This is a genomic window from Ferrimonas balearica, assembly GCF_019802085.1.
Taxonomy (GTDB): domain Bacteria; phylum Pseudomonadota; class Gammaproteobacteria; order Enterobacterales; family Shewanellaceae; genus Ferrimonas; species Ferrimonas balearica_B.
Map to the genome: position 1 here is coordinate 881,950 of NZ_JAHVHV010000001.1, position 16,683 is coordinate 898,632.

16 protein-coding genes are annotated in these 16,683 nt (G+C 63.7%); 7 read left to right on the forward strand and 9 right to left on the reverse strand.

Annotated features, from left to right (window positions below):
* Nucleotides 1-67 precede the first annotated feature (67 nt).
* Nucleotides 68-901 carry a M23 family metallopeptidase gene (locus KUV81_RS04030; protein WP_222542555.1) on the forward strand — a complete coding sequence of 278 codons (834 nt, stop codon included), beginning with the start codon at nucleotides 68-70 and terminating at the stop codon, nucleotides 899-901.
* Here the strand turns inward: KUV81_RS04030 and KUV81_RS04035 are convergent, their stop codons facing one another.
* On the reverse strand, nucleotides 902-1,036 hold the full coding sequence (locus tag KUV81_RS04035) for a DUF3149 domain-containing protein (protein ID WP_222542556.1): 135 nt from the start codon (nucleotides 1,034-1,036) through the stop codon (nucleotides 902-904). It lies immediately after the preceding gene.
* Between the two features lie 131 nt (nucleotides 1,037-1,167).
* Here KUV81_RS04035 and KUV81_RS04040 point away from each other — a divergent pair, with 131 nt between their 5' ends.
* Nucleotides 1,168-2,301, forward strand: coding sequence for a MalY/PatB family protein (locus KUV81_RS04040; protein ID WP_222542557.1), 1,134 nt, complete (start codon nucleotides 1,168-1,170; stop codon nucleotides 2,299-2,301).
* Here KUV81_RS04040 and KUV81_RS04045 read toward each other — a convergent pair.
* Nucleotides 2,280-2,864: a VOC family protein gene (locus KUV81_RS04045; protein ID WP_222542558.1), complete on the reverse strand. Its 585-nt coding sequence runs from the start codon at nucleotides 2,862-2,864 to the stop codon at nucleotides 2,280-2,282. The two genes, KUV81_RS04040 and KUV81_RS04045, sit on opposite strands and share 22 nt — an antisense overlap.
* The gene (gene yfcE / locus KUV81_RS04050) at nucleotides 2,861-3,406 is read right to left on the reverse strand and encodes a phosphodiesterase (RefSeq protein WP_222542559.1); all 546 of its coding nucleotides are present in this window, start codon (nucleotides 3,404-3,406) and stop codon (nucleotides 2,861-2,863) included. Before yfcE ends, KUV81_RS04045 begins: the two co-directional genes overlap by 4 nt.
* A gap of 222 nt (nucleotides 3,407-3,628) precedes the next feature.
* On the opposite strand from yfcE, the gene KUV81_RS04055 reads away from it, so the two are divergent.
* Entirely contained in the window at nucleotides 3,629-3,970 is a 342-nt protein-coding gene (locus KUV81_RS04055) for a hypothetical protein (protein WP_222542560.1), read from the forward strand.
* Nucleotides 3,971-4,087: 117 nt separating this feature from the next.
* Entirely contained in the window at nucleotides 4,088-4,579 is a 492-nt protein-coding gene (locus KUV81_RS04060) for a RimK/LysX family protein (RefSeq protein WP_222542561.1), read from the forward strand.
* Between the two features lie 70 nt (nucleotides 4,580-4,649).
* On the opposite strand, the gene KUV81_RS04065 is transcribed toward KUV81_RS04060, so the two are convergent.
* The gene (locus KUV81_RS04065) at nucleotides 4,650-4,859 is read right to left on the reverse strand and encodes a cold-shock protein (protein ID WP_222542562.1); all 210 of its coding nucleotides are present in this window, start codon (nucleotides 4,857-4,859) and stop codon (nucleotides 4,650-4,652) included.
* Nucleotides 4,860-5,115: 256 nt separating this feature from the next.
* Nucleotides 5,116-6,306: a class I SAM-dependent methyltransferase gene (locus KUV81_RS04070; RefSeq protein WP_222542563.1), complete on the reverse strand. Its 1,191-nt coding sequence runs from the start codon at nucleotides 6,304-6,306 to the stop codon at nucleotides 5,116-5,118.
* A gap of 162 nt (nucleotides 6,307-6,468) precedes the next feature.
* Here KUV81_RS04070 and KUV81_RS04075 point away from each other — a divergent pair, with 162 nt between their 5' ends.
* Together KUV81_RS04075 and KUV81_RS04080 are read left to right on the forward strand one after the other, a co-directional pair.
* On the forward strand, nucleotides 6,469-7,248 hold the full coding sequence (locus KUV81_RS04075) for a methyltransferase domain-containing protein (protein WP_222542564.1): 780 nt from the start codon (nucleotides 6,469-6,471) through the stop codon (nucleotides 7,246-7,248).
* An 80-nt stretch (nucleotides 7,249-7,328) separates the two neighbouring features.
* Nucleotides 7,329-8,084, forward strand: a complete 756-nt coding sequence (locus KUV81_RS04080) for an MBL fold metallo-hydrolase (RefSeq protein WP_222542565.1) — start codon at nucleotides 7,329-7,331, stop codon at nucleotides 8,082-8,084.
* Nucleotides 8,085-8,097: 13 nt separating this feature from the next.
* Here the strand turns inward: KUV81_RS04080 and KUV81_RS04085 are convergent, their stop codons facing one another.
* The 4 genes from KUV81_RS04085 to KUV81_RS04100 are packed head-to-tail and all read right to left on the reverse strand — an operon-like array spanning nucleotide 8,098 to nucleotide 14,512.
* Nucleotides 8,098-8,970: a hypothetical protein gene (locus KUV81_RS04085; RefSeq protein WP_222542566.1), complete on the reverse strand. Its 873-nt coding sequence runs from the start codon at nucleotides 8,968-8,970 to the stop codon at nucleotides 8,098-8,100.
* A 9-nt stretch (nucleotides 8,971-8,979) separates the two neighbouring features.
* Nucleotides 8,980-10,194, reverse strand: a complete 1,215-nt coding sequence (locus tag KUV81_RS04090; RefSeq protein ID WP_222542567.1) for a phosphoenolpyruvate carboxylase — start codon at nucleotides 10,192-10,194, stop codon at nucleotides 8,980-8,982.
* On the reverse strand, nucleotides 10,191-10,823 hold the full coding sequence (locus KUV81_RS04095) for a hypothetical protein (protein WP_222542568.1): 633 nt from the start codon (nucleotides 10,821-10,823) through the stop codon (nucleotides 10,191-10,193). Before KUV81_RS04095 ends, KUV81_RS04090 begins: the two co-directional genes overlap by 4 nt.
* Nucleotides 10,820-14,512, reverse strand: a complete 3,693-nt coding sequence (locus KUV81_RS04100; protein WP_222542569.1) for an ATP-binding protein — start codon at nucleotides 14,510-14,512, stop codon at nucleotides 10,820-10,822. Before KUV81_RS04100 ends, KUV81_RS04095 begins: the two co-directional genes overlap by 4 nt.
* A gap of 327 nt (nucleotides 14,513-14,839) precedes the next feature.
* On the opposite strand from KUV81_RS04100, the gene KUV81_RS19835 reads away from it, so the two are divergent.
* Nucleotides 14,840-16,663 carry a peptidoglycan DD-metalloendopeptidase family protein gene (locus KUV81_RS19835; protein WP_222542570.1) on the forward strand — a complete coding sequence of 608 codons (1,824 nt, stop codon included), beginning with the start codon at nucleotides 14,840-14,842 and terminating at the stop codon, nucleotides 16,661-16,663.
* Nucleotides 16,664-16,683: the final 20 nt, after the last annotated feature.

The window sequence follows — 16,683 nt, forward strand, 5'->3', positions numbered from 1 at the left end:
TGTGGGGATGAGGACGGAGCCTATAATAGCGCTTTACGCGCGTATTGCCCATCTAAGGAGCGGTTTGATGGTTCGCCAACTCTGGCTAAGCTCACTGTTTATAATCAGTTTTTTCACCTACTCCCAGGAGGGGTTAGCGTCTCGGGTGGCCCTGGAGGGCGACCTGACCCAGGGCAGTCTGCTGCGGGGGCAGACCGACCCGGGTACCCAGGTTTGGCTCAATGGCCAGCCCCTGCCCAGCACGACCGATGGCCACTTTGTGATGGGCTTTGGCCGGGACGCGGCTTTGGAGCACACCCTGACGCTGCACTTCGCCGATGGCGAGAAGCTCGACTACCCGGTGGTGCTCGCTGAGCGTGAGTACAAGATTCAGCGCATCGAGGGGATCGCCCGGCGCATCATGGAACCCAACCCCGAAGATGTGGCCCGGGCCCAGGAGGACGCCCGTCAGACCCGGGCAGCGCGGGAGCGGTTCGAAACCCGTACCGATTGGCAGCAGGCGTTCATCTGGCCGCTGCACGGCCGCATCACCGGGGTGTACGGCAGCCAGCGGTTCTACAATGGGGAGCCTCGCAACCCCCACTTTGGGGTGGACGTGGCGGCGCCCACCGGTACGCCGGTGGTGGCGCCGGCGGATGGGGTGATCACCCTGGCCGTACCGGACATGTTCTACTCCGGCGGTACCCTGATCATCGACCACGGCTTCGGGGTGAGCTCCACCTTTATCCACCTGCACAAGCTGCTGGTGGAACCGGGAACCGAAGTGAAGCAGGGGGAGGTGGTCGCAGAAGTGGGGGCGACCGGCCGGGTAACCGGTCCCCATCTGGACTGGCGCCTGAACTGGCACCAGGAACGGTTGGACCCGGCCCTGTTGGTGGGGCCGATGCCCAAGGGCAACTAGTTACTGACCCGGCTGCGCGGATTTGGTCCAGAACAGCCAGCCGATGTAACCAACAACGCCGCAGGTGGCGAGGATGACCAGCAGGGACATCCAGCCAACCGGGCTTTCCATAATCAGGTTCATCCAATGGGCCATGGGAAACTCCTTAGTGCGATGGGGCTTGAGCACACCCTAACCCGTTGCCGCCCGGGGCCCCATGATCCCGATCAAAGCCTGTTGCGCAAAGGTTGTAAAAATGTGATTGGGAGCCGAAAAGGGAGAGAGAGATGGCGTGGAACTTTGACCAGGGGGTGGATCGCACCCAGAGCGACTCCATCAAGTGGGGCCGATACCGAGGGCGGGATGTGCTGCCCTTGTGGGTGGCGGACATGGACTTTGCCGTGGCGCCGCCCATTCAACAGGCGATCGAAGCGCGGGCCCGACACGGGGTGTTCGGCTACGCCGCCGTGCCCCCCAGTTTGCTGGAGGCGGCGTCTGAGTGGCTCAAGCGTCGCTGGGACTGGACGGTGCCCACAGCCCACCTGGTGCCCCTGCCGGCGGTGATCCCCGGGGCCAATCTGGCGGTGCGCGCCCTGGAGCTGGCCCCCCACCTGACCTGGCCCACGCCGGTGTATGACCCCCTGGCTCAGGTGGCGGAGAACCTGTCGCTGCCGGCCACCCCGTTCGACATCACCGAGGGGGGCACCTGGGATTTGGCCTCTTTGGATCGGGCCATCGCTGCCGGTGCCAACACCGTGCTGCTCAGTAACCCCCACAACCCTATTGGCAGCCGCTTCGACCTTGCCCAGTACCAGGGCCTGGCTAAGCGAGTGCAGGTGCACGGGCTGACGGTGATCTCAGACGACATTCACGGGGATCTGCTGTTATCCCCCGGCGCCCGCCACCGTCCCCTGGCCCAGCAGTGCCCGGAGATCGCCGAGCGGGTGATCACCCTCATCTCCCCGGGCAAAGCGTTCAACCTGGCCGGTTTGCCCTTCGCCCTGGCGGTGGTGCCCTGTCATCGATTGCGTCGCCAACTGAAAACCCGGCTGCGGGGACAAACGCCCGCCGGCAACGTGGTGGCCATGGCGGCGGCGGAGGCGGCCTACCGGGAGGGCGAGCCCTGGCTGGACAGCCTGCTTGGCTACCTGCACGGCAACGCCCAGTACCTGGCTGAGGGGATCGCCGCGATCCCTGGGGTGCGCATGGTGATGCCCGAAGCGACCTACCTGGCGTGGCTGGATTGTCGGGCGCTGGGGTGGGAGAAACCGGCCCAGGTGCTGGAGGCCCATGGCCTGGGGCTGTCGGATGGCAGCGAGTTTCGCGCCGAGCCGGGGTTCGCCCGGCTCAACTTTGGTTGCCCAAGGGCCACACTGGAGGCGGCCCTGGCGAGGTTGGCTCAGGCGGTGGCGTCGGCCTGAGGCGGGCGCAGACCGAGGATGTCGCGCATGTCGTGAGGGTGCACCTTGACGGTGATCCCCTCGTGGCGAAAGGCCACCGTGGGGTTGGACAGGGGCTCATCGTCCCCCTTGGGGCAGCTGGTCTTGATTTCGATCCCCAGGGTGCCGTCTTTGAGTACGGGCCACTTGGCGATCATCGCCGGGATCCCTTTGACCGCTTCGAGCATCTGATGCTTGTCGGTGGCATCGCAGGGCAACACCAGCTCCACATGCTCCCAGCCATCCCGGCGCTTCTTGCCATCGGGGAAGGGCAGCTCCACCAGCTCAATGGCCCAGGGGCCCACCTGGATGGGGGTGTGCAGCTGAATGAGCAGAATCGGGCGGCCGTTGATCGCCTTGTCGGAGAGCAGGGTGCCACGCTCCAGAAACGCCGTCTTCAAGGCTTCGGCGTCCGCACGCTCGGTGATCCTCAGGGCGATGTGATCCGCCACCAGGCCCGCCCGTAACAGCCCCAGGCGATCCGCCAGTTGACTGGCCTTCTCGGCAAAGTCCGGCAGCGAGGCCATCAGTGTGTCGTAATTCATTGTGCTTTCCATGTCGTGCTGGCCAGTTCCCGGCCAGAGAGATCCAGTACCCGGAAACGCTCTCCGTCGAAGTGGCCCAGGCTTTCGGTGTGACCCCCTTTGCCCAGGGCAATGGAGCCGGGGTTGAAGTGCATGATCCCATCAATCCAGTCCGCCACCGGCACGTGGGTGTGGCCGTAGCAGAATCCGTCGCCGGAGCGCAGCGGGGGCAGGGATTCGGGGCGGTAGCTGTGACCATGAGTGAGACAGAGTCGGCGACCCTCAATAATAAGCCAGTTGTATGGCGCCATTATTGGAAAATCACACAGCATCTGATCCACCTCGCTGTCGCAGTTGCCGCGCACCGCCACGATGCGATCGGCAAAGCCGTTCAGGCGCTCGGCCACCTTGGCGGGATCGTAGCCTGGCAGCACCGGGTTACGCGGTCCGTGGTTCAGCAGATCTCCGAGCAAGATCAGTTGGTTGTACTTGAGCTTCTCCCCCAGTTCGAGGGCGCGTTCCAGGGCCGGCAGGACACCGTGGATGTCGGAGATGAACAACATAAGGTTGGGAAATGGGTTGGGGTGGCGCTAAGTCTACTGGTTGTGAGGCCCCCCCGCCAGGGGTGAAATCCCCTGAAACCAACCGCTGGTGGAGGTAAATGACACTATCTTTGTCCCCAGTGCTGGTGTACCGTGAATGTGCACTACAAAAGATTAACAAAGCAACAATGCGAATGTGCGCCCGCGCAAGACGGGTTTTAGGGAGGGTCTATGAAGGAAGGTATGGATACAAAGTTGGCGGTGGGGCCATTGGAGAGTCACGCCGACGACGGGCAGGAGAATCTGCCGAGTCACCTGGTGGCCACCATGTGGTTGTGCATGCTCACCAGTTTGGACACCGACAGCCTGGAGGCCCTGGGGGATTGCAATATGGCGGTGGCCTTTGACCTGGGCATTGCCGTTCAGGTGGCCGACGAAGAGAAGCTGCCCCTGGCCGAGTTGATGGCCGAAGTGTTCGAGTTCTACAACGAGAAGATGGACCTGTCGCTGCCCAGTGCCAAACTGGCGGTGGCCATGGCCGGCAGCTATCAGCGTGCGCAGGAAGTCCAGCACCGAGTGCATTGATTTGACGCCCAGTCACCATCAGAGTGACTGGGCATTTGCTTTCGGTACAGTGTGTTACGCTACAATCTGCTGAACACTTGGTGAATCCAAGCTGACGTTTCGATTGTGGAGAAAGCAATGAGAGGATGGAAAGCGGCCCTGGCGGCGTGCTTGATGTTGGGCCTGAGCGGCAACGCCGTTAGCGCAGAGAAATCGGTGATTGGTCCGGTGGCCCGGCTTAATGTGACCGAAGCTCAGATGAGTTTCCTGGCGCGAATTGATACCGGCGCGTCCAAGACCTCCATCCACGCCGAGAACATGGCGGTGGTGGGGGGCAAGATCGAGGACTGGGACGACAACATCGGTAAGACCATCCGCTTCGACACCGGTAATGAGGCGGGCGAGACGGCCACCATCGAGGCGGAGATCGCCGAGGTGAGCCACATCCGCAACTCCCAGGGCAGTGAAGACCGCTACGTGGTCTGGCTAAACGTCGGGGAGCAGGGCAAGGAGCGTCGTGTTCTGGTGACCCTCAAAGAGCGGGGGCCCATGACCTACAAGCTGCTGATCGGCCGTAACTGGCTGGAGGGGCACTACACGGTGGACGTGGAACTGCCCGAGGACAAGTAACCGGTTCGCACCGGTTACAAAGCAACAAAAAAGGCGCCCATAGGCGCCTTTTTTAACTGCGGGCAACCAATCAGATCTTGGTTACGTTAGCAGCCTGAGGACCTTTCGGGCCCTGCTCGATGTCGAAGGCAACCTGCTGGCCTTCAGCCAGAGATTTGAAACCTTCGGTTTGGATAGCGCGGAAGTGTACGAATACGTCAGCGCCGCCGTTGTCTTGAGTGATGAAGCCGAACCCTTTGTCGTCGTTAAACCACTTAACGGTACCAGTTGCTTTGGACATGATGTCTCCTGAAAAAGAAAAATGAAACAAACACGCAATTTGTGCCTATTCTCTCTGAGCTTAGCAGGGAGTTTTGGCTGTGAAGCGCTTCAGGGCAACATGACTTACAAATAAAGCAATGGAGCGAAGTGTTCAGTATCAAATTGTTGCGTATGCTTAGCTCCGATCGCGCGGAGCCAGAGGCACTATAGCACGCAAGTCCGGGAGTGACACCCCGAATTACGTGGAAATTGGCAAAACCTGGCTCAAGCAGGGCTCACCAGACCCTCAAAGCCAGCCCTTTGAGGTAAAAACCCTCCGGATAGGCGGAGCCGATGGGGTGATCCGCCGCCTGAGTCAGCTTCTCCAGGATCTGCGCGTCGCGGCCGGCGTCCAGCGCCGCGTCCGCCACAATCTTCTGGAACAGCGGCGCGTCCATCAGACCGGAGCAGGAGTAGGTCAGCAGAATGCCGCCGGGCTTGAGGCACTGCATCGCCACCAGGTTGATGTCCTTGTAGCCGCGGCAGGCCCCGGGCAGTTGGGCCTTGTTGTCGGCAAATTTCGGCGGGTCCAGGATGATGACGTCGAACTGCTCGCCACTGTCCCGGTATTGGCGCAGCAGCTTGAACACGTCCGCCTCGACGTTGTTCAGCCGGGTCAGGTCCAGGTCGTTCAACTCGGCGCTTTGCTGCGCCAGGGCCAGGGCGGGCTTGGAGACGTCGGCGTTGATCACCTCCTTGGCCCCGGCTTTAAGCGCGTAAGTGCCAAAACCGCCGGAGTAGCTGAAGCAGTTCAGCACCCGCTGGCCCTTCACGTAGCGGGCAGCGGCCCAGCGGTTGTCCCGCTGATCCAGGTAGGCGCCGGTCTTGTGGCCGTGCTCCACGTCCACCAAAAGCTTGATGCCGTTCTCCTCGAACACCATGGGCTGGTCCGGCAGCTCGCCGTGCAGCAGCCCCTTCACCGGCTTCAACCCCTCCTTTTTGCGCACGTCCACATCGGAACGCTCGTAGAGGGCGCACTGGGGGAACTGGGCTTTGAGCACCTCTACCAGGGTTTCCCGCTGCACCTCGGCCCCGGCGCTCAGCAACTGGCACACCAGCACGTCGCCGAAGCGGTCAATGGTGATCCCCGGCAGCCCGTCGGACTCCCCGGCGATCAGCCGGTAGCCGGTCAGGCCATCGCGCTCAATCAAGAATTCTCGGCCCTGCTGGGCCCGGGCGATGCGGCGGGCAAAGAAGGCCTGGTCCACCGCTTCGTCACGGTCGAATGTCCAAATCCGGACCCGGATCTGGCTTTGCGGCGAGTAGGCGCCGCGGCCCAGCCAGCGACCGTCTTTGGCGAACACCTCGACGGTCTCCCCCAGGGCCGGCTCACCCTGCACCTTCTCGATGCCGTTGGAGAACACCCAGGGATGGCGGCGCAACAGGGATTTTTCACGGGATTTTTTCAGAATGATCTTGGCGGCCATGGCTCGGTCTTGCTGGCGGAGGAAAGAGGGCGGATTGTAGGACCGCAGCCGTGGTCAGGCAAGGGTATCCCATGGATTTCCTGCCGCGGCTCAAAAGCTTTCGGGCCCCTATGAGCGGCTGTGCCACAATAGCCCCAGACTCGAAATGCCCTTGGACCTTCAGTGAACGATACCAACTTCGACAGCCGGGCCCACAAGTTCGCCAGCAACATCTACGGCACCAGCAAAGGGCGGGTGCGCGAGGCGGTGCTGTGGCACCAGGTCAGCCAACGGCTGCTGACCCGACTTCCCGCGGCCGCCCCCATCCTGGACGCCGGCGGCGGTCAGGGGCAGTTGGCCCGGCGCATCGCCGCCGCCGGCCACCCGGTGGTGCTTAACGATCTCTCCGCCGAGATGCTGGCGATGGCCCGAAGTCGGGCCGAAGCCGAGGGCCTGGAGAAGCGCTTCGACTTTGAGCAGGGGCCGATCCAGTCCTTGCCCGATGCCTTGGGCTGGGCGTTCGAAGGGATCCTGTGCCACGCCGTACTGGAGTGGAGTGAAGACCCAAAGGGGATCCTGGCGGCCCTGGCCCAGCTTCTGGCCCCGGGGGGCCGTCTCTCCCTGGCGTTTTTTAACCACCAGGGGGCGGAGCTGCACAACCTGGTGGCGGGCAACTTTGACAACCTGGGGGAGGCGATGACCTCAAAACAGACCCGGCGGGTGAGGATGGTGCCCCACAATCCGTTGAAGAACGATGAGGTGATCGCCCAGCTGTCGGCCCTGGGGCTGGAGGTGGAACACCAGTGCGGGGTGCGGGTCATCCACGATTACCTGCGGGACAAGTCGCTGCAGCAAAGCCAGCTTGAGCGGCTTATCGAGCTGGAGTTGGAATATTGTGACCGGCCGCTCTACCGGGAGATGGGGCGCTATACCCATCTGCTGGTGCGCAAACCCGCCGCATAAGGCGCTAATCGTCCAAGGGTTGCGATGCGGAATGGGAACGCTTCATACTGGAGTTCTTATTCTAATTGGGTGGAGTAGGGATGCGGATTCACCAACTGGAAGGGTACATACAGTCCATCTACCTGGTGGAGTACGACCACGGCTTGCTGCTGCTGGACGGGTGCTGCCGGGCGGACGTGGGCGTGGTGCTGCGCTTTATCGGCCAGCAACTGGCCCGTCCGGTGACGGATCTCAAGCTGGTGGTGGTAACCCACATGCATCCGGATCACGCCGGCGGGGCCACCCGGCTGCGTGAGCTTACGGGGTGCCAGGTGGCCACCGGACAGGCGGCGGGGCACTGGTATGGCGGCCTCGAAGGGCGGCTGATGCACCTGACCGACGTGGTGCTGGCCCAGTACGTGGCCCGGCGGATGCGCAAGCGGGCCCGGCGGATCTGGTACCCGGCCACCCTGGCGGCGGACGTCTTACTGGCCGACCGACAACCTTTACCCCAGTTTCCCGATTGGTGCGCCCTGGCCACCCACGGCCACACCGACCGCGACATCTCCCTTTACCACGCCGAGGCGGGCCGGGTGTACGTGGCGGATTTGATGGTGAAGGTAAAGCGCCGTTATCTGCCGCCGTTTCCGGTGTTCCACCCCAACCGCTACCGCGCTTCAGTGGCCAAGGTTCGCGCCTTGAATACCCCCACGGTGATCCTGGCCCACGGCGGCGAAGTCACACTGAGCGACGAGGAGTATGAGCACCTGCTCCGCCGGGCGCCCAACGAGCCCAAAACCCACTGGCGGGCCTTTAAGGCCCGGCTGCAAAGGGCGTTATTGCCACTACGGGGCTAGTCGAGTCTTTCGGCTATCGATGCAGGCCGGTATCAAATCGGGTCAATGACGCATCCACGTGCAGCCACTGCTGCTGCATCACTGCGGCAGATTGGGCTTCAAGCTCCCGCCAGAGCCTATACAGTCCGCCTTGCGCCTTGGCCTCGAGGCGGCGTTGGTCTGCGATTTGCCGCCTCCAGGCATCGTGATCGACTCGCGCTTCTGCCCAACGGGAAACAGGCGGAGCCAGTAACGACTTCGCGTGGAAGTCCATTGCCAGGGCCAGCCCCTTGGGATCCAAATCGGCGAACAGCACCACTTGCGTATCAGGGTGTGCTTCCAGGTAGTGCTTGAGGTTTCGCGCCTGACGGTCATGACCCCGATAGAAAGCCGGCAAAGCGCGTGTCTCTTCGTCCAGTTGATAGCGGTCCAACTGGAGCAAGGTATCGTGGTTCTCCACCACCATCACTTCAGGCCAGTCCGGCAGTGCTTGCCAGTCGCACAGCAGACTGATGCCTGAGCTCCTAATGCGGTCCGTTTTTTGGGGAGATTGATACAGGTCGGGGCTTTGTAATCGGCCATCCCCCCAGTTGAGCTCGACCAGCCGCTCACTGGGCAACTGGGATGCGGCCTTCTCCTTGGCCGTATGAGCCGCCATCTGCCCCCGGTCCAAGTTCTGGCCGGTAATCTGAGCTACATAGCGCCTGATGTCCTCGATGCCAAACTCTCGGCACAACTCCTCGTGCAGCGCATCGAGGCCGTCGCGGGTGTAGGCCAGATATTTCCCGCGAATGGCGCCAAACTCGTACTCTTTATGAAGCAGCTTGAGGGTGACATTTAACGGAGCGCGGCCATTGGGGTCGCGCAACAGTTTGTCGGTGGCAAGCAGCTTTCGATCGATGGCCATAGTGGTGCCTTAGTTCAGCCAGATATGCACATCCTCGATGTACTTGTTGCCGGAGAAGATGGGGTCGTCGCGCAGCGCCGGGTCCAGGCCGAAGTGCTCCCGCTGCTCCAGCGGCAGGCTGTCGAAGTTGCCGATCACCTGGTAGAGCCAGGACTCGGGAGGCCAGGGCAGCTGTTTCTCCTGCAGGTACTCCAGAGCCGACAGGCTGGAAGCCTGGTCGATCACCGCAATAAAGAAGGCGTCCACGTCGTTCTTGAGCCCCTCGTCGGCAAGCTCGAACGCCTCGGTCTGACCCAGGGCAAAGGCGTCGGCTTCCGCTAGTTTGGCGGCGTCCGGGCGCTCCCGGCGGCGGATCAGCCCCACCAGTTCAATCAGGGTGCGCTCCTCACTGGCGTCGCCCACGTCCACCGCGGCGCTCTGAATGCAGGCATCGGAGGTGTTGAACAGGGCGGGGACATTGACCCTGTGGGTGTGCTCGCCGACCCGGTAATCCGGATGCTGCTGGGTGTGCAGCAAAAAGCCCTTGAGCAGACGGGTGCGACCCTGGATCTCCCGAAAGCGCCCCAGCAGCGCCAGCAGGCGGCTTTGCACCACTGCCAGTTCGCCGGTGCACTCCACCATGGTGTGCTGCAGGCTGACCACCAACAGTCGGCGCAGATCCCGCAGGTCCCCGGCCAGCTCCGTCAGCTCATCGAAGCGGAACAGCTCCAGGCTTGCCAGCAGCTCGGTGACCTGGGTTTGGGCCAGCTCGTTCTCGCGAATTTTGGCGTCCATGGTGCCGACGTAGCCAAACTCGTTGTTGATGCGGGACCAGAGACTGCGGGTGGCGTGTCTCAGGCTCTCCTTAAGGTTGAACACCAGCTCCGACAGCTCGCCCAGGTGGGCCTCGGCCCCCGGGTAGTCGTGCAGGTGCACCGCCTCTTTGTAGTGGCGGGCCAGGGTCTTGATGGTGGCCAGGGCGGAGCCGATGTTGGTGTCCACCTGGCGGCCCTTCTCATCCTGCAGGGCCTCCTCCAGCATCGATTTGATGTTGGGGGCCAGGCGCAGCGGCTCGTCCGACTCACCGCGGCGCAGCACGCCGGCGCTGGTGAGCTTGGCCACCGCCTTGGCGTTCTCCTCGGTCTCATTGACGGTGCCGGACAGGTAGGTGTCCATCAGCAGATCGGCGTTGCGCGCCAGCTGATTGAGAAACGCCTTGCCCGCCTTGTGCAGGTTGCTGCTCACAGCAGGTCCTCCTGCTGCATCGCCTCGGCCTTCTGCTCCAGGGCCAGGGCCTCGTTCTCGTCGATAAAGCGCAGTACCTCGTAGAGATACTCCACCTTGCCAGTGGCCTGGTAGATCTGCTTCTCCAGGTTGGGCCGCACCAGGTAGCCCAGCTCGCAAAGGCGCTTGAACACCTGCTTGAGCTGGCCGTCCACGCTGGTGGAGGTGGAGTTGAACAGGCGGAAGCGGGCAATCTTGCCCAGCTGCTCCGACAGGGCCGGCACATCCTCGATGGTGCTCTGCAGCTCGTTGAGGCGCACCCGCACCCCCTCCGCCAGGGGCTCGTCGCCGGCTCCGGCTTCCTGCACCAGCACCATAAAGTGCACCAGAGGCTGCAGGTTGGCGGTCATGTCGTTGAACTGACCGGTGATCGCCTTGCGCTCCTCCTCGCCCAGATCCACGTAGCTGCAGAAGTAGACGGTGTCGCCGGCGGCCGCAGACACCTTGCGGTTGAGGATGGCCAGATGATCGTTGATCTGTGCACGGCGGGACTCGTCGCCCAGCAGGGTCCAGGCGCTCTCATCGCTGATCCGGCAGATAAAGGCCCCGCCCAGCAGGGCTTCGATCACGCGTCCGGTTTCGGTCTTCATGCGGGGACCTCCTCTTGCTGCTGCTTGGCCTTGAGGCGCTCGGCGATCAGGTTGACCTTGGGCTGCACCACCTGCAGCTGACGGGTCTGTTTGTTGATGATGTAGCGGTTGGCGAACAGGCTCAGTACCTCGGACTCGGGGTTGGGGAAGGCCCCCAGGACGCTGATGCGGTTCTTCTCACAGGCGTCGAACACCTTCTTGACGTTGACGTGGTGCAGGGTGCCCAGCTCGTCAATCGGCCAGTGGATGGTGGCCTCGGAGTTGCCCCGCAGCAATCGGGTGAAGGCCAGCAGGAACTTACAGAGAATGAGGTAGGCCATGCCGTGGCTGGAGGACTCGTTGAGCTGACGGTCGGTGCGGATCACCAGATCGGAGTTGCCCTCACGCAGGCGCAGCTCAATCTCCAGCAGCTTGGCCACCGAGCCGGACAGGGCGGTGCGGCCGATCACCTCCAGGGCACGGCGCAGCAGGGCGGCGTACTCCTCGCCGGGCAGGCCTTCGAAGTTGCGCTCCTGCCACTGCTGGTAGACGGTGATAAAGGCGCTCAGCTCGTCCCAGAAGTCGAGATCGGAGATGCGGGATTTGATCTGCACCGCGGAGCCGGAGACGCCGTCGAGGAACAGCTCTTCGCCCACTTCGCGGGTGATGCGTTTGGACTGGGTGCCGATGCGCTTGTCGATGTCCGCCAGGATCTCGTAGTAGCTGGACATGTCCTTACCGAAGGTCTGGCCCATGCCACGCAGCACCTCCATGCGCTGGGGCACCAGGTGGTTCATCAGGTGGCGCAGCTCCACCATCATCATGATGTGGTCGATCTGCTCCACCCCGTCGCCATCCTTGGTCAGGCAGCGCTGACGGGATTGCTCCCAGGTGTCCTGCAGCTCGGCGCCGGCCTTCTGACCAATCTGGCTGTCGAAGTTGTCGATCTGGCCCTTGATGACGCGGCGGTGCTCGTCCCGCTGCTTGAGCTTCTCGCGGGCGTCCCGCAGGCGCTCGTCCAGCTCACCGCTGGGTTGGTGCTCGGTCTGCACCTGGCCTTTGAGCTTGAGTTTGTTGATCTCCCCCAAAAGCTCCTTGAGGTGATGGAACTGCTCGTTGCCCTGGGTGAGGGCCTGATCGGCGGCCACCCGGGCGTCTTTGAGCTCTTTGCTGATGGTTTTGAACTGACGCTCGGCGGCGGACAGCGCCTGGTCGAGCTCCAGCACCTCCTGACGCGCCTTGGCCAGCTTGGCCTGAAGCTCCGGCTTCTCGATGGAGAAGGGGCCTTTGAACCAGCTCTCGTAGTTCTTCACCTCGTCCCGCATGGCATCGACCCGGGCGATGGCGGTATCCTTGTCGCTGATCTGCTGTTTCAGGGCGGCGATCTGAGAATCGTCGACGCCCCGGGCCTTCAGCTCGTTCTGGTACCAGCGCTCGCACTCGGCCAGCTCGGCCTTCTTCTGCTCCCGGCGGGCGGCCAGGTCCTGACCCAGCTTCTGCAGACTCTCCTCGACGGTGCCCAGGCGGTCCTGCCAGAACACCTCTTTGTCCATCCGCGCTTCGGTGTGCTGCTCCTTGAGCTGCTCGATAAAGGCCTCGAACTCGCTCTGCAGGCGGGCAAGATCGGCCTCCACCGCTTTGAGCTGCTTCTGGCTGGCCAACTTGCGCTCGCTCACCGCCGCCCGGAACTGACCGGTCTGCTGTTTCTTCTCGTCGTTGAGACGAACGTGGGCGGAGCGGGCGTTCTGGTAACGGGTCTGGGCGCGGATCACCGCCTCCGACAGGCCCTGCAGTTCGCTCTGCTTGGCCGCCAACTCCTCCTCCAGCGCCGATTGCGCGCTGCGGGCCTGCTCCAGGGCCTGGCGGGCCTGCTCGGCCTGCTGCTCCAGCGCCTGCTCGTCCTGGGCGTAATCCGGGGCGTCGACGTTGCCCAGCTCCAGGGCGATGCCGTAGAAGGCGTCCGCCTCCCCTTTCAGCGACGGCTTGAGATCGTTGCGCTGCAGCAGCTCGGGGCGAATCACCTTACCCAGGCTCTGGTACCAGTCCGGCTGCTCCTGACGCAGAAACTTCAGCAGGGAGTGGTCTTTGGGGAAGCGCAGGGTGTCCACCTCGTCGAAGCGACTCTGGCACTGGGCGACGTTGCGGCGCAGTCCGGACAGTTGCTCCTGCAGTTCGCTGCGCTCTTTGAGCTTGGCCTGCTCGGCGTCCCGGGCTTGGTCCAGGGCCTGTTCGGCCTGCTGGGCCTGCAGGTAGGCCTCGTCGATCCGCGCCTCCAGCACATCCAGGGCGCGACGCTCCTCGCTGGTGAAGCCCGCCGCTTCAATCTGCAATTGCAGCTTCTGCTGGGACAGCTCCAGCTGCTTGAGCTCGTTGTGGTGACGCTGCTCGCCGGCGCTGCGCTGGTTGCGAAATCCGTCCTCCAGCTCGCGCATCTCGCTTTGCTGCTGGTTTTTCAGGTCGGCGTGCTGGCTGCGGGCCTGGTCCTGGCGTTCGCGCAGGGCTTCCAGGGCGGCGTTGTTGCTGATCTCAATCTGGCCGCGGCGCTCGTTGTAGGTGGCTTCGATGTCGGAGTGCTTCTCCGTCAGCAGCTTGGCCCGCTCCCGCAGGGACTGAAGATCGGCGCGCCACTGGGGCAGGGCGTCCAGGTCCCGCTTTATCTGCTCAATCTCCAGATCCAGCCAGCGCTGGTGCTCATCTTCGATGGTCTCCAGGCGGCTCTCGTAGCTGTTGGCGTCGGTTTCGGCGGCGGATTTGGCCTGGCGCTGCTCGAAGTGATCCTTCTCGTAGTTGCCCTGCAGATCACTGAGCTGCAGCTCGGCTTCGCGCTTCTCGCGGCCCCACTGCTCCAGTTTGCCCTCCAGGACAATCTTGTCGTTGCCAAAGCCGGTGCCCAGCGCCTTGAGCTCGAGTTCGCACACCTCGAGCTGGCTGAAGCGCTGCTCCAGCTTGGCGAACTGGGGACGGATGGTCTCGAAGTGCTCCACAAGGGCGCTTTCCCGGATCCACTCCTCGACCCGCTGGGGGTTGAGGCGGGTTTGCGGGGTTTCCACCCCGTCCTCCTCCAGGATGGCGGCCACCATCTGGCGGATGGTCTCCATCTTGCCCTCTTTGGAGTGCACCGCGCGCACCAGCTTCTCGATGTGGCGCAGCGTGGTGCCCCGCTCACACAGGGCAAACTCGTCCGCCAGGCGGCGCAGCTCGCTGGCGTTGCCGGCGGTGGCGATAAGGCCACGGTCGTTCTGGATCACCGCCCGGTAATCCTTGACGCTGCCCACGGCGTTGGAGACCGGCACGTTCTGGGCCTTGAACACTCGGCGCAGCTCGCCGCCGCTGAAGCACACCACCTTGTCGTCGGCGGTGCGGGTCTTGATGTAGTCCTCGATGTCGAAGCCCTTGCCGACAAAGCGGTACTGCACCCCTTTGCCGTCACCGGCGGAGCAGAGCACCGCCTGGGCCAGCGCGCCGCCGGGGCGCTGGTACTCGTAGATGATGTAGCTGGACTCGGTGGGCAGGTACCAGCGCTCGAAGCTGTCCCGGGTGGCGGGGACCACCTTGCTTGGGTATTCGCCGTAGAACACCGGCACCAGGCGTTGCAGGGTGGTTTTGCCCGACGCGTTGGTGCCGCAGATGTTGGTGTGACCGTCGAGTTTCAGTTCGACCTCACCGGGCAGGTGGGTCGCAATCAGGATGATGCGCTTAAGGGTCGACATAGTCTCTGTGAGTGCCTGATCCAATGGCGGGATCCGCGAGGCCGGACAACGGGCCGGGAAGCGGCCGGGGGCCTGATGCAGGGGAGGGCGGATCCCTCGAAGTTGAAAACCCCATCTTATCACCACAACCGGCTGGAAAATCAATTCCTCAGGCGGGGTGGGCAGCGGTTGACGGTTTGCTGAGCGGCCGCCTTCAACACAGAGCCGGATTCAGTGCAACCGTGGCGTTTCGTTATTGCCGCCAGGATCCAACTCCCCGGGCCGCGATTTGACTTTATTGAGATTCCATCGCATTTTGGACGCCATTTTTACGTTTGGGGACCCAGTGTGTTTCGATCTTGGGGGAAGGGGTCGGAAGCGGACAGCATCCGACGGCGCAATCGCCGACTGCAAAATCAGCTGAACAAGCGCCGGGGCATGCGTCCGGTGCGCAGTCAGGCACGTCCGCTGGGCCAGCCCAGTGGCGTGGCCCGGGCCCTGTCAGCGCTGCTGCCCCGAAGCCGCAACGCACTGCTCATTTGCGGCGGCGTGGCCACCGTCGCCACCCTGGCGCTGGTGCGCCCCCAATGGCCGGAACGCACTCAAACCGACGCTCCGACCCGGGTGGCCCTGGACTGGCAGGGGGAGGGCACCGAACAGAAGCCCATCGAAACCCCGACGCCGCTGCCCCGACCGGAACGCCCCACGGCCCTGGTCTCCGACGCCGCGACGGCGGACGAAGCCGACGATGAAGGCCTGGAGCTGGCTGACTCCGATCCCGCTTCTGAGTCGCTGGCCGACACCCTTTCTGACGATGCCTTCGCCGTCACCGAAGAGGCGCCCAGCGAGCTGGACCCCTTGATGGCGGAACCGCTGCACGATCTGGAGCTGAGCTACCTGCCGGAAGTGGAGGCCACCGAGGTGCGTCCCGGCTGGCTGGCCCGCCTGTTTGGTCGGGACAAAGAGGCCACCGTGGCCCTGAGCACCCCGGACCAGGCCCCGGAAGTGATCCACCCGCCAATAGACCCCGAAGCGGAACCCGCCGAGCCCCTGGGCCCGGTGGTAAACCACTACACCATCGAGTCCGGCGATACCCTGAGCGGACTGTTCAGCCGCTTTGGCATCAGTCAGGCGCAGATGTACCAGGTGCTGGAAGCGGACTACTCGGTGCTGGCCCTGGACACCCTGATGCCGGGCAACGACCTCATGCTGGAGCAGGATCGGGACGACAACGCCCTGAATCGCCTGGAGGTGGTGTTCAACGCCGCCCACCGGGTGGTGTACGAGCGGATGGAAGACAACACCTTCGAGGTGCAGGAGCTGCGCATCGACGGCGACTGGCTGGCCTCCGCGGTGGAGACCGAGATCCAGGGCAGCTTCTACCTGTCAGCGGAGCGCGCCGGCCTGACCCCGGCGGAGATCAGCCGCATCACCACCCTGTTCAACGACAAGCTGGATTTTCGTCGCCAGCTGCGGGCCGGCGACAGCGTGCGGGTATTGCGTGAGTCCCAGTACGTTGAAGGGGAGTCCACCGGTCAGGACCGTCTGCTGGCGGTGATCTTCGCCGGTCGCAACTGGGAGCAGAGCGCCTACCTGCACGACGACGGCAACTACTACGACAGCGAAGGGCACAGCCTGGCCCGGGCCTTTATGCGGGTGCCGGTTCAGGGCAAGTACCGAAACAGCTCCGGCTTCAACCCCCGTCGCCTGCACCCGGTTACCGGTCGCATCGCCCCCCACAACGGCACCGATTTCGCGGCCCCCACCGGCACCCCCATCCTGGCGGCCGGTGACGGCCGGGTGACCCGGGTGGAGAACCACCCCATCGCCGGGAAATACGTGGTGATTGAGCATGGCGGTCAGTACCGCACCCGCTACCTGCACATGTCCCGCATCGACGTCTCCCGTGGCCAGACAGTGACTCGGGGCCAGCGCATCGGTGCCGTGGGTGCCACCGGACGGGTGACCGGCGCGCACCTGCACTACGAGTTCCACATCAACGGCCGGCCGGTGAACCCCATGACTGCCAACATTCCCATGGCCACCTCGGTGGACAAGGCGGACCGCCAGGCCTTCCTGGCCAAGGTCTACCAGTACCAGGCCCAGATGGCCCAACTGGCCAAGGCCAATGGCCCAGCCAGCGAGCGCGGGCCCGCCGGCGCGGCGGAGTAAAGCAGAGGCGTCCCAATGGG